At 51.4% G+C, this 11,577-nt stretch carries 13 protein-coding genes; 7 read left to right on the top strand and 6 right to left on the bottom strand.

The window, feature by feature from the left end; all coding sequences use genetic code 11:
* The 5 genes from CFLAV_RS15105 to CFLAV_RS15085 form a co-directional block, all read left to right on the top strand.
* A partial coding sequence (locus tag CFLAV_RS15105; RefSeq protein ID WP_007415633.1) for a TRAM domain-containing protein occupies window positions 1–286 on the top strand: 286 nt, incomplete at its 5' end.
* Between the two features lie 92 nt (window positions 287–378).
* Window positions 379–933, top strand: coding sequence for a hypothetical protein (locus CFLAV_RS15100; RefSeq protein ID WP_007415632.1), 555 nt, complete (start codon window positions 379–381; stop codon window positions 931–933).
* A 56-nt stretch (window positions 934–989) separates the two neighbouring features.
* Window positions 990–1,406, top strand: a complete 417-nt coding sequence (locus CFLAV_RS15095) for a dual specificity protein phosphatase family protein (protein WP_007415631.1) — start codon at window positions 990–992, stop codon at window positions 1,404–1,406.
* Window positions 1,407–1,427: 21 nt separating this feature from the next.
* Window positions 1,428–2,360 (top strand): glycosyltransferase family 9 protein, encoded by a 933-nt coding sequence (locus CFLAV_RS15090; RefSeq protein ID WP_007415630.1) that lies wholly within the window; start codon window positions 1,428–1,430, stop codon window positions 2,358–2,360.
* Window positions 2,361–2,634: 274 nt separating this feature from the next.
* Window positions 2,635–3,735, top strand: a complete 1,101-nt coding sequence (locus tag CFLAV_RS15085) for a hybrid sensor histidine kinase/response regulator (protein ID WP_007415629.1) — start codon at window positions 2,635–2,637, stop codon at window positions 3,733–3,735.
* Window positions 3,736–3,747: 12 nt separating this feature from the next.
* On the opposite strand, the gene CFLAV_RS15080 is transcribed toward CFLAV_RS15085, so the two are convergent.
* From CFLAV_RS15080 to CFLAV_RS15065, 4 genes are all read right to left on the bottom strand, one after another.
* Window positions 3,748–4,761, bottom strand: coding sequence for a hypothetical protein (locus tag CFLAV_RS15080; RefSeq protein WP_007415628.1), 1,014 nt, complete (start codon window positions 4,759–4,761; stop codon window positions 3,748–3,750).
* A 5-nt stretch (window positions 4,762–4,766) separates the two neighbouring features.
* Window positions 4,767–5,657, bottom strand: coding sequence for a succinate--CoA ligase subunit alpha (gene sucD / locus CFLAV_RS15075; protein WP_007415627.1), 891 nt, complete (start codon window positions 5,655–5,657; stop codon window positions 4,767–4,769).
* Window positions 5,658–5,678: 21 nt separating this feature from the next.
* A complete protein-coding gene (gene sucC, locus CFLAV_RS15070) occupies window positions 5,679–6,884 on the bottom strand; it encodes an ADP-forming succinate--CoA ligase subunit beta (protein WP_007415626.1) in 1,206 nt (401 codons plus the stop codon).
* Between the two features lie 112 nt (window positions 6,885–6,996).
* Entirely contained in the window at window positions 6,997–8,133 is a 1,137-nt protein-coding gene (locus CFLAV_RS15065) for a citrate synthase (protein WP_007415625.1), read from the bottom strand.
* Window positions 8,134–8,609: 476 nt separating this feature from the next.
* Here CFLAV_RS15065 and CFLAV_RS15055 point away from each other — a divergent pair, with 476 nt between their 5' ends.
* Window positions 8,610–9,614, top strand: a complete 1,005-nt coding sequence (locus CFLAV_RS15055; protein ID WP_160164588.1) for an N-acetylmuramoyl-L-alanine amidase — start codon at window positions 8,610–8,612, stop codon at window positions 9,612–9,614.
* Window positions 9,615–9,641: 27 nt separating this feature from the next.
* Here CFLAV_RS15055 and CFLAV_RS15050 read toward each other — a convergent pair whose 3' ends face one another.
* Together CFLAV_RS15050 and CFLAV_RS15045 are read right to left on the bottom strand one after the other, a co-directional pair.
* Window positions 9,642–10,580, bottom strand: a complete 939-nt coding sequence (locus tag CFLAV_RS15050; RefSeq protein WP_040548891.1) for a hypothetical protein — start codon at window positions 10,578–10,580, stop codon at window positions 9,642–9,644.
* Between the two features lie 49 nt (window positions 10,581–10,629).
* Entirely contained in the window at window positions 10,630–10,884 is a 255-nt protein-coding gene (locus tag CFLAV_RS15045) for a hypothetical protein (RefSeq protein ID WP_007415622.1), read from the bottom strand.
* A 126-nt stretch (window positions 10,885–11,010) separates the two neighbouring features.
* On the opposite strand from CFLAV_RS15045, the gene CFLAV_RS15040 reads away from it, so the two are divergent.
* Window positions 11,011–11,571: a cob(I)yrinic acid a,c-diamide adenosyltransferase gene (locus tag CFLAV_RS15040; RefSeq protein ID WP_007415621.1), complete on the top strand. Its 561-nt coding sequence runs from the start codon at window positions 11,011–11,013 to the stop codon at window positions 11,569–11,571.
* Window positions 11,572–11,577 lie beyond the last annotated feature (6 nt).

Below are 11,577 nucleotides of genomic sequence, written 5' to 3'. Positions count from 1 at the left end.
GCAATTGGCGCAGGAAGTGAAGGAAGAACGGAATGCGCGGTTGTTGAGCCTGGTGAATGAGTTGGCGGGGCATCGCTATGATCGTTATGTGGGCGAGCAGGTGGAGATTTTGGTGGAGGGTGAGAGCAAGAAGAACTCGACGCGCATGATGGGGCGGACGCGGACGAACAAGATCGTGGTGTTCGACGGATCGGAGCGGCATCGTGGGCATTTGATGGATGTGAAGATCAACCGGGCGGGATCGTTCACGTTGTATGGCGACCCGGCGATCATCAACATGGATTAAGGAGCGGTGAGCAACTGGTATGAGGAAACATCTCGCCTTTATCGTTCCATCGATTAGCATCCTCGCTCGAATCATTGGGTAAGCAGTCACGTATGCAAATAACACTTTCGACATTGGCAGTGGTGCTGGGTTTGGGCTATGCCCTGCCGCAGATATACGGTGTTTTGAAGCCGGCGGCTTTTGGGGCGAGTGTGCGGAAGTTTCCGCGTTCACTGCCTTGGGGATATGCGCTGATGCTGACGGCGACGGCGTGGTTTCTTTATTACTTCAATCAAGAATCAGTTTCTGATTTTGCGGCGTACAAGAATATGTTGATGGCGTTTTTTGGCGCCATTGGTGTGGCCTCATGCTTTTTCGTGAAGGATTATCTGGCAGTGCGTGGGTTGGCGGTGGTGCTGATGCTGATCGGAAAAGTGATCTGCGATACGGCGCGTTGGGCTGATACAGAGTGGCGATTGCTGATCATCAGTTGGGCGTATGTAATGGTGATTGCGGGTATCTGGTTCACGATTTATCCCTGGCATCTGCGTGATTTGCTGAACTGGGGCACGGCGAATGAGAAGCGGATTCGATTGGGCAGCGCGATTCGACTGGCGTTTGGATTATTGGTGGCGGTGCTGGGATTGACGGTTTTCAGGGCAGCCTAGTGCTTGATTGCAAGCACTGATTTGGTCAGTGGTGGTTTGATTTGATTGAGTGATTCATGGACTGGATTACCGACAAAATTGCAATTGGCAATTCTCTCGACGCCAAGAATGTTGAGCTCTTGAAGAAGGAAGGAGTGAAATCCATTTTGAGCCTGGATGGCACACCTGCGGGAATCGAGCCCAAGGAGTTGGGAGTTAAAAGGATTGTGATCCGGAAATTGCAGGATGGTCTGCAGAATCAACCGGCCGAGTTCCTGGACGCGGTAAACGAGTTGAAACGGTTGGTGGTGGAGACCGGGCCGGTGCTGGTTCAATGTCGCGCGGGGAGGAGTCGATCAGTCATCTTGGTGGCAGCTTACTTTATGAGATCCCTGGGAATATCTGCCAGGGAGGCCATTGCCAAAGTGGCTGCAAAGCGTAAGCCTGGAATTACGCCCGGCATCGAAAAATTATTAGATCATGTTGTGTGTTAACCCTGAGAAATGAACTGAATCGTGGCGAGGTCCCAAGGTAAAATTTTGGTGATTCGAGGTGGAGCGATTGGTGATTTCATTTTGACGTTGCCTGTGTTGGCGGCGTTGAAACAGCAATTTCCGGCGGTGCATTTGGAGGTGTTGGGATATCCGAATGTGGCGCAACTGGCAACATACGGCAATTTAGTTGCAAATGTGAAAGCGATTGAAGGGAGAGATTTGGCGAGTTTTTTTGCGCGTGATGGAGTCCTTCCCACAGAGTTGATTGGTTACTTCGGTCAGTTCGACATCATCATCTCCTATTTGTATGATCCGGACCAAATCTTCGAGACAAACGTGGGACGTTGTTCGGGGGCGCAATTCATTGCCGGTCCGCATCGGCCCGACGAGACGCAGAGCCTGCACGCGACGGAGGTTTTCTTAAAACCTTTGGAACGCCTGGCGATTTTCGAAGCGGACACGGTTCCGAGGTTGGAGGTAAGCAAGGCATTCGAAACCAGCACCACAACGGGCCGCTGGCTGGCGTTGCATCCGGGCAGCGGGAGCGATAGAAAAAACTGGCCGGAGTGGAAATGGGTGGAATTAATCCATCACCTGGTGAAATCGACCCACTTAAATTTGATGATTGTAGGTGGTGAAGCAGAGCGGGAGCGGTTGCCGCGTTTGGCCCAGCCGGTTCCTGCCACGCGGTTGAAATTGTTGCAAAGCGTGGCGTTGCCGGAATTGGCACAATGGCTTGCCTCGGCAAGTGGATTCGTCGGACATGATTCGGGGATATCACATTTGGCCGCGGCGGTGGGAGTGCCATCCGTGATTTTGTGGGGTGATACTGCGGAGGCTGTTTGGAGTCCGCGCAGCAAACAGATTACGATCTTGCGCGACCAGCATGGGCTGAAGGGACTGTCGCTGGAGGTGGTCATCAATCAGGTGGAGCAGCTCCTGAAGAAGGGCTGAAGGGGCAGTGGAAGTTTTAAGTGTCTCATGATTAAAAATGATGTCTCAGATCCAGACATGCATTTCAGATATACATATTTATTCGTTAAGTCCTCGACATTTTAGGAACGGAGAGCTAAGCGTTGAGAATTCAGTTTTGGTCAGCCTAGGATAAGGCGGCAGGAATAGGGAATTGGAGCAAGCATGTCGGATTAAAGGGAAGTCCAAGCGATTGGGCTTGATAGCTGCTTTGATTTTTTGCCGAAGCGAATCAGAAACAATTGATCTTTACGTGATGAAAAGAATCCTGGTTATCGACGATGAAGAGTGGTTGCGGGAGATGATCCAGCTCGCGTTGCGGCAAAAGGGCTATGAAGTTGTCGAGGCCGAGAATGGAGCGGTGGGAATCGAGAAGGCACGCAAAATTTTGCCAGACCTGATCCTTTGCGACGTCAATATGGAGAAGGTGGATGGCTACCGCACGTTATCATCGTTACGGAGTGAAGCGAGCACCGCGGCGATACCATTTATCCTGATGACGGGTCTGGCGGATAATGCTGGGATGCGTCACGGCATGGAACTGGGTGCCGATGATTATTTGCCCAAGCCTTTCACCATTGATGCCCTTTATGCAGCGGTGGAAGCGCGCCTTAAGAAATCCCAGGCGTTGCGCGATGAGGCTGAGAAGAAATTGGCGGACTTGCGCGATAATATCAGCATGATGCTGCCGCATGAATTGCGGACGCCGCTGAATGGTATTCTGGCCTATGGTGAGATTCTGGCGGCTGATGCTGCATCATTGCAACCGGCCGAGATTGCCGAGATGGGACAGATTATTCATGAATCCGGCAAGCGGTTGGAACGCCTGATCGAAAACTTTTTAATTTATTCGCAAATCGAACTGATCGGCGCCGATCCCCAAAGGGCCAGTGCCTTGCGCAAGAAACAGACTGCATTTCCCCGCAAAATTGTGGAGACTCGGGCGGCATTGCAGGCCGAAGCGACCGGGCGTTCCGCTGATTTGAAACTCGATCTAAGCGACAAACCGGTTGCCATTTCGGAGGATTATCTCACCAAGATTGCCGATGAGTTGATTCATAATGCGTTTAAGTTTTCCAAAGCCGGGACGCCGATTCAGATTTCACTTTTCCCTTCCGAACTCGATTTGACGCTTTCGATTGCAGACCATGGTCGGGGGTTGGGGACGGAACATGTCCGCAGAGTTGGGGCTTACATGCAATTTGAGCGCAAGATGCATGAGCAACAAGGGCTGGGTTTGGGGCTTGTGATTGCGAAGCGGTTAACCGAACTGCACGGTGGAAGTCTCATAATCCAAAGCGAACAAGGCGTAGGCACCACCGTGATTGTGCGCCTGCCTTTGGCCATGCCTGCATAATCAGGGATACTCTTAAAAGGGGAGATATCGGTGGATATTCCACCGCTCGATGGTGGGGAGGCGTGAGAGAAATTCGCTGATGAGAAACACGAGCGCGATTCCCAATAAGGGGGCAAAATCGACCTTGGACATGCGCAAAGGAATCCAGCTTAATGGTGCGAGCAGGTTGTGTGCGCTGGCGTTGATAAACCCCCAAAAAGGATGATTCCCCAGATAAACGTAGCTGTTCAAAAGATGAAAAAGGAATATTCCGACGAGCAGGTATTTCAAGGAGAGATAGCTTCCGATGCCGATTAAAACTGCCTGCTGGAATAGTTGAGTTGTTGATTTCGCCGAGGGGACAATGGCCAGTTTGATGAATACTGGATGCAACACAAGCCAAAGCAATGCGGTGATTGCAAATGGGAGCAGCAGTTTGACAGAGCGCGGCCAACGTTCAATCCATCGAACATGTTGGCGGACGGTTTTCTGGATGGGATCATTATCAGGGATATTTGAGTTTGCGGCAGAAAGCAGAATGCACCAGAAGTAAAAGATCGCCAGAGTGACAGCAAAACTCAGGATTGAAAAAATGAGCATCGATGAAAGGAGGAACTTTTGGTACAAGTAATCGCTGCGAAAAGTAACGTCGATTACACCCAGCCCCAAACTCGGGCTTAAGCTCATGGCTGGACAGATGAACCAATAAATTACGGCACGCAAAAACAGCAACCCGAGCAGCGCAGCCAGAAACTTTGAACGTAGAGGGGCGGAAGTATCAGCTTTTCTAAGAGTGCCAGCGAGGGTGGCGGCGGTGGCGCGGGCCAGGGGATCAAAGTTGATCGCCAGCCAGTTGAGCCAGAGCAACAGGCCAGCGAGGTTCAGAATAAAATCAATTATCGGCATGGTTGCTGGAACGTACCGATTGTTCGGTATCTTTTTCTTCCTGATTGGCAACAAGCTGCCGCACAAAAAGCAAGAAAATGAGACCGGTGTCAAGCCAGCACGTTCCAGCCAGACATCCTTGGCAGTATCCTGATCGGACACTGCGGTTACATCATTTTCAGCAAGGTATCGGCCATTTCGGAAGGTGTAGCAGCAATGCCGATGCCAGCCTCCTTAAAAGCGGCTATTTTTGCGGCAGCCGTGCCTTTTCCACCGCTAACGATGGCCCCTGCGTGTCCCATGCGACGTCCGGGAGGTGCAGTTGCGCCAGCGATGAAACCAGCCACTGGCTTTTTGCAATTCTTTTTAATCCATTCGGCTGCTTCTTCCTCGGCCGAACCGCCGATTTCACCTATCATAATGATTCCATGTGTCTCTGGATCGTCATTAAACATTTTAACGATATCCAAATGGGAGGTGCCGTTTACGGGATCACCGCCGATACCTACGCAGGTTGATTGGCCAACCCCGCGACAGGTAAGTTGCCAGACGGCTTCATAGGTCAAGGTTCCGCTGCGGGAAACAACCCCAATATTGCCCTTTTTATGGATGTAGCCTGGAGCGATGCCGATGCGGCAACCACCATGGGAATCCTTACCTTCACCGGGTGTTACCAATCCCGGGCAATTTGGTCCAATGAGACGGGTTTTACTGCCTTGCATGGCGCGTTTAACTTTTACCATGTCGTTCACCGGGATGCCTTCGGTAATGCAAACAGCCAGATCGAGTCCGGCATCTACCGCTTCCAGAATCGCATCTGCTGCGAATGGTGGTGGGACAAAGATGGCGGAAACGGTCGCGCCGGTCAGTTTTGCGGCTTCAGCGACGGTATCAAAAATAGGAACTTTATTCTCAAAGAGCTGGCCACCTTTGCCAGGCGTGACCCCGGCGACAACCTGACTGCCATAGGCGAGACTGAGTTGAGTGTGTTTTGCGCCAAAGCTTCCCGTGATGCCTTGGACCAAGATCTTCGTAGTAGGAGTTACAAGAATCGACATAGAATGAAAATTTGGAGCTTCTTATTTGCCAACGGCCTTAACGACTTTTTGTGCCGCATCGGACATGGAATCGCCGCTGATGATGGTCAGCCCCGATTCTTTCAAGGTTTTCTTGCCGGCTTCGACATTGTTGCCCTCCAAGCGCACAACCAAAGGAAGCTTAAGCCCGGTTTCACGAACCGCCGCCACAATTCCTGTGGCAATGACATTGCAGTCCATGATGCCACCGAAAATGTTTACGAGGATCCCCTTTACGTGGGGATCACTCAGAATAATTTTGAAAGCGGCCGTAACCTGCTCCTTGCTGGCGCCACCGCCTACATCGAGGAAGTTGGCCGGGTTGCCACCGAAATGCTGAATGATGTCCATGGTGGCCATCGCCAAACCGGCGCCATTGACCAAACAGGCAATGCTTCCGTCCAGCTTGATATAATTGAGGTTGAATTTGCTGGCTTCAATTTCCAGCGGTGCTTCCTCGGCGAGGTCGCGCATCTCCTGGACATTCTTGTGACGGTAAAGCGCGTTGTCGTCCATGCCGACCTTCGCATCGACAGCGACGATGGTGTCTTTCCCATCCGGTCCTTCAATGATGCAGAGAGGGTTGATTTCCACCATTGCGGCATCGCATTCCCACCACGTCCTATAAACTCCCATGAGGAGCTTTGCCGCAGGATTGATCAGATCGCCCTTGATGCCAAGCGCTGCCGCCAGCTTACGTGCTTGATAAGGCATCATGCCCACGGCGGGATCGATGGTTTCTTTGACAATCTTTTCGGGTGTTTTTTCAGCAACTTCTTCGATGTCCACTCCGCCCTCGGTGCTGACCATAACGAGAGGACGGGAAGAGGCACGATCCAGCAGCACGGCGAGATAGAGCTCTTTTTTAATCGCTGGCGCGGCAGCAACCAATAATTTGCTTACCAGACGGCCTTCCGGGCCTGTCTGCTTGGTAACCAGGACCTGTCCGAGCATCGCCTTGGCCTTTTCGAAAACATCGTCGGCAGTCTTGCAAAGTTTAACACCGCCTTGAAAGCCACTCTTGAATGTTCCTTTTCCGCGGCCACCGGCGTGAATCTGGGATTTGACCACAACCAGCTTTTCGCCCTTGGCAAATAGCTTCTCGGCAATGGCCTTTGCTTCATCAGCCGTCGAGCAAACGTCACCGGGGGGAACAGCCACTCCATACTGCGAGAGGAGCTGCTTGGCCTGATATTCGTGTATATTCATTTCAGAGATTTGTCTTTTGTATTTTTCTTCTTCGTCAGTGATTCTCTTGGCAGTTGACGCAGCAATTGCTGGGCTAAACCTGCCTTCGGAGGAAATTTTGCCGTGGATGCCCTTACCTTTGATCGACTGGCACGACTTTCAATCCAACTGGACCCGTATAGAGACTTTGAGGGCGGATGAGGCGATTGTCCATTAATTGTTCGAGGACATGAGCGGTCCAGCCGGAAGTACGCGAAATGGCAAAAATCGGTGTGAAAAGATCAATGGGAACGCCGAGGGAATAATAAACTGTGGCTGAGTAGAAGTCGACGTTAGCATGCAAGTGTTTGCGGGCGAGCATTATCTCAGCAATACGGTCGCTCATCTGAATCCACTTCGGCTCGCCGAGCTTGGCACTCAGAATCTGGGCCATGCGCTTGAGATGAGGTGCGCGTGGATCCAACGTTTTGTAAACTCGATGACCAATGCCCATGATTTTCTTTTTCTGTTCAAGGCATTCCTCGACGTAAGCATCCACTTTATCGAGGGAACCAATTTCCAGGAGCATCTTGATGACACCTTCATTGGCACCACCGTGGAGAGGGCCTTTCAAAGTGCCAATGGCGGAAGTAATCGCCGAGTACATGTCGCTCAGCGTTGCAATCGTAACGCGGGCGCTGAATGTCGAGGCATTCATGCCGTGATCGGCATGCAGCACGTAACATAAATCCAGAGTCTTTTCCTTCTCTTCGGAAGGTCTTTCGCCATCAATCATGTAGAGAAAGTTGGCGGCCTCGCCAAGCTTCGAGTCAGGTTCCACGATGCTCTTGCCGGAACGGTGACGATGGAAAAATGCTGTAACGGTAGGAATTTGGGCAACGAGCCGAAGTGCCTTACGACGCTGCGAATCCATGGAGCTGTCTTCGCTGGTGGTATCGAAGCAACCCAGGGCGGAGATAGCCGTACGAATGGCATTCATCGGCGGAGTGTCCTTGGGCAGGGCCTTGATAATCTTTACGACTCCGGCAGGCAGTTCGCGCCAGGCTGCCAAATGCTCCTTCAAATCGTTCAGTTCCTTGCGGTTGGGCAGGTGACCATGATGCAGGAGGTAGACCACTTCCTCGTACGATACCTTCCCGGCAAGCTCGTCGATATCATAGCCGCAATAAATCAATTTTCCAACATCCCCTTGCACGTCGCTTAGGCGCGTGCTGGCGGCAATAATACCTTCGAGACCTTTGGCAGGGGCGGGAGTAGCAGAATTGGTCATGAGTTATACAACGTTTTAATTTACAATAAACGATTTCCCTAAAAAAACAGAAGGTCAATCTAGGTAACGAGTCCATCAGCGTCAACGGTTTTTCCTACATACTATCCATCTGAATGATACGGCGCATTATGCGTGATAAATAAAGTTATGCCGAATGGCAAAATAAATTTCCGAAATGAGGGAAGGAACCGGAATGAAAGGAGGCAATAGTGCTGATGAAAGTGGAGACCGAAAAAAGTCATCGCCGTGGGGGGCGAGAAAATTCATTAGTCATTGAGAGCAGGGTGCTTTTGATTTGAGGCGGCCGTGTCGTTATCTTCCAGATAGCGCCTGCGGCCTTCGCCTTGCCTCAAACCTAAATCCCTCCTGCCATTCGGAAATTTCTTTCCGCATTCGGTATAGATTAACAGTCGATATGGGGTCCGGAAGTCATTTGGCTTGAAATGGCTGCCTTGGATATGCACATTCCGCTGTCGATGAGAGTTATAATCTCAACCTTGCTGTTGTTCGCCTTCCTAAAGGTTGGTGGAGTTGTGCCTGCTTCAGGCACCGCCAGCAAGTTGGAAAAGCTCGTCCTGCCGGGACGAGGAGATGTTCGTCTTTCGGAGTGGGCCAAGGTCAGCGGGTTTGACATTCATTGGCTCAAGAAGGATCAATCCCTGCAGTTGACCAAAGATTCCAGTAAATTGCTCTTTGGTGTTGATTCCCGGGAAGCCGAAGTGAATGGAGTCAATGTCTGGCTTTCGCACCCGATCGTTCTGGTTAATGGAAATCCGTATATTTCAGAGCTCGATATCCACACCGCCCTGGAGCCGGTGCTTGCGCCTCCTAAGAATTTCGGTGGTGGCAAGGTCAAAACAATCGTGATTGACCCTGGGCATGGTGGCAAGGATCCTGGTTTTCAGGATGGGCCACAGCAGGAGAAGAAATTCACTTTGTTACTGGCACAGGAGCTCTGTAGCCAGCTCAAACAGGCGGGATTCGAAGCCTCGCTTACCCGCACAACCGACACCTTGATCGATTTGCCCGTGCGACCGGAAATTGCCAAGCGACGCGGAGCGGATTTGTTCATCAGCCTGCATTGGAACAGTGCACCTTCAAGCCGGAACGAAGTCAGAGGTGTGGAAACCTATTGTTTAACCCCTGCAGGAGCGAGCTCCTTCAATGCAGGCGGTGAACTGTTTGGTTCGGGAACAAAACCTGGAAATCGATTTAATGATAAAAACATGTACCTGGCCTACCAGATTCAGAAGTCACTCCTTACTGGCCTGGCTGCTGACGACCGTGGAGTCAAACGTGCCCGATATGCTGTCCTTCGCACCGCGGAAATGCCTGCCATCCTGATCGAAGGTGGATTCATGTCGCACCCGGCTGAATCCAAACGTATTTACGATGCCGTGTATCGAAAACAAATGGCTCGCGCCATCGTAAATGGCATCACTTCTTACAAGAAGCAGGTCGAGCTGGTTAAAAAATCCTGAGTGCCCAGAACTTAAGGCGGAGGAGGCTTACTCGGTTTCTGTCTTCCAAGGTCCGATAAATTGAAGGTCATCGATAAGGAATTCTGTCGGTCCGGTGCCAATAAATTCAACGGTAAACCAATCGATGGCGCCCAGTGATAACTTCGGGAAGACTTCGAAGCGTAAATCGACAAGGTGCCATTGATCATTCAATTCACTTTCAACTGGATAAACGGCCACCACCTGATTGGTTGTGAATGCATTTTCATACAAAGTAAAGCGCGCACGACCAGTTCCTGATTTGGTGCGCAACCAAAGCCTGATTCCGGTCGCCTGGTTTTGTTGAATCTGCCATCCCTGCACGCGGGTGGTTGCTACAGTCGCCGAATGCTTTCCCACCGGCAGCGATATTCGTAGAGAGGAGTAGCCGCTTTTGGCTATACCATCTTTCTGAAGCACCTCACTCTCGCCCGGTTGGGGAATTAAAGACCAACCTCGAGGATCCTGTTCAAAGCCTTCCAAAAATGGCCAGAAAGGGCGGGTTGGCGCCTCAAGCCCCATTGCTCGGGGATGGCAGATGCGCATCGGAGAAACATTGGTAACTCCCTGGTAAACCGTTCGGACGAAATAGATAATAGGAATATCGATGTCATCGACAGGAACACGTGCCTGCCAGCGGGCACCACTTAAATTCATGCGGTATTCGCGCCAGTCACGGACGGCGTGATGATCCGCCGGGCCGACACTGGTGAGAATGCTGACATTTGCATTCGTGTCCAAGTGCTTCGGTTCCCAGAAAAAAAGGAGGCGCCCGGAAATCTCTTGTGCGTGCAAGCTCTCAAAATCAGCAGGGCGAACCAGGCGGGTGTCGATGTCCCTGGGAAAGCTCACCTTGTTCGTGAGCCAGGCGTCTGAATCCTTCTGATCCGTCGCGTGGACAGTCTCAAAGAAGAGGCAGCCAAGCAAAACTAAGATGGCATAGTTCACAGATTGCAAGGTGCACCTGCGCACGGAGAAGGCAAGTGGGGATGAACAATCAGCCGTTCTTCGGTTTGCTGCTGCTTCCGCCTCCACCTTTTTTTCCTCCCCCACCGGCTGTGAGAATGGTGCCGGCAAGAACGCCAATGGCGAAGAAGCCAAAGTACATGATCGCGGCTGGCTGCTTGATGGTTTGTTTGAGCAGAGGGGGCAGGGAGAAATCGATGTTCTGCTGGTTATGCATGCCCATTAACACCAATAGCAGCAAGACAACTATCAGGAATATGGTCTTAAAGAGCAGCTTCGCGTTCATAAATTTTCGCTGACGCTAAAAAAAGCGGAAGCAAACGTCAATCTAATGCGGTGAGTTGTGCTCTGAAATAATTGTGCTCTCTTGGCATTGGAAAAGACCGGGCATTAAGTTTTAATTGAACCAAGAATGAGCATTGCAACCAAGACCGGGGATCGAGGAATCACTGGATTGATGTACAATCGGCGCGTTTCCAAGTGTCATCCTCGAGTGGAAGCCTACGGTTGTGTGGACGAGCTAAACACCGCCATTGGCCTGGCACGAGCTACGACCACTCACGATTTTGTGCATGCTAATCTTCTCAGTATTCAAAGTGACCTGGTGCTGTTGATGGGCGAGTTGGCCACCGCGGTCGAAGATATCGCCCGTTACGTGAAGGATGGTTACAAACTGGTGGTTCCCGAAATGACTGCGAAGTTGGATAAGCTGATTCAGGAGATTGAATTGCAGAAGATCACGTATAAGGGATGGGCCACGCCGGGCGCTAGCTTGCAATCGGCGGCTTTGGATGTGGCGCGGACGGTTTGCCGCCGGGCGGAACGCCGCGTGTGCGCTCTGCAGGAATCAGATCAGCTTCAGAATCTGGAAATCATCATCTACCTCAATCGATTGGCTGACTTGCTCTGGTTGTTCGCCCGCTGGGTGGAAACGAAAGCCGAATCTGTCGCGAACCCTTCGCAGTTGGCGTAAGGGTTC

The organism is Pedosphaera parvula Ellin514, from assembly GCF_000172555.1.
In the GTDB taxonomy this organism is placed as follows: Bacteria; Verrucomicrobiota; Verrucomicrobiia; order Limisphaerales; family Pedosphaeraceae; genus Pedosphaera.
The sequence above is the reverse complement of the archived record's forward strand: the minus strand, read 5'-3'. Positions and strand labels throughout refer to the sequence as shown.

What these genes read in the sequence shown, in the direction of transcription:
- CFLAV_RS15100 (WP_007415632.1), top strand. Translation starts at nt 379, where the DNA reads ATGCAAATAACACTTTCGACATTGGCAGTGGTGCTGGGTTTGGGCTAT.
- CFLAV_RS15095 (WP_007415631.1), top strand. Translation starts at nt 990, where the DNA reads ATGGACTGGATTACCGACAAAATTGCAATTGGCAATTCTCTCGACGCC.
- CFLAV_RS15085 (WP_007415629.1), top strand. Translation starts at nt 2,635, where the DNA reads ATGAAAAGAATCCTGGTTATCGACGATGAAGAGTGGTTGCGGGAGATG.
- sucD (WP_007415627.1), bottom strand. Translation starts at nt 5,657, where the DNA reads ATGTCGATTCTTGTAACTCCTACTACGAAGATCTTGGTCCAAGGCATC.
- sucC (WP_007415626.1), bottom strand. Translation starts at nt 6,884, where the DNA reads ATGAATATACACGAATATCAGGCCAAGCAGCTCCTCTCGCAGTATGGA.
- CFLAV_RS15065 (WP_007415625.1), bottom strand. Translation starts at nt 8,133, where the DNA reads ATGACCAATTCTGCTACTCCCGCCCCTGCCAAAGGTCTCGAAGGTATT.
- CFLAV_RS15055 (WP_160164588.1), top strand. Translation starts at nt 8,610, where the DNA reads ATGAGAGTTATAATCTCAACCTTGCTGTTGTTCGCCTTCCTAAAGGTT.
- CFLAV_RS15045 (WP_007415622.1), bottom strand. Translation starts at nt 10,884, where the DNA reads ATGAACGCGAAGCTGCTCTTTAAGACCATATTCCTGATAGTTGTCTTG.
- CFLAV_RS15040 (WP_007415621.1), top strand. Translation starts at nt 11,011, where the DNA reads ATGAGCATTGCAACCAAGACCGGGGATCGAGGAATCACTGGATTGATG.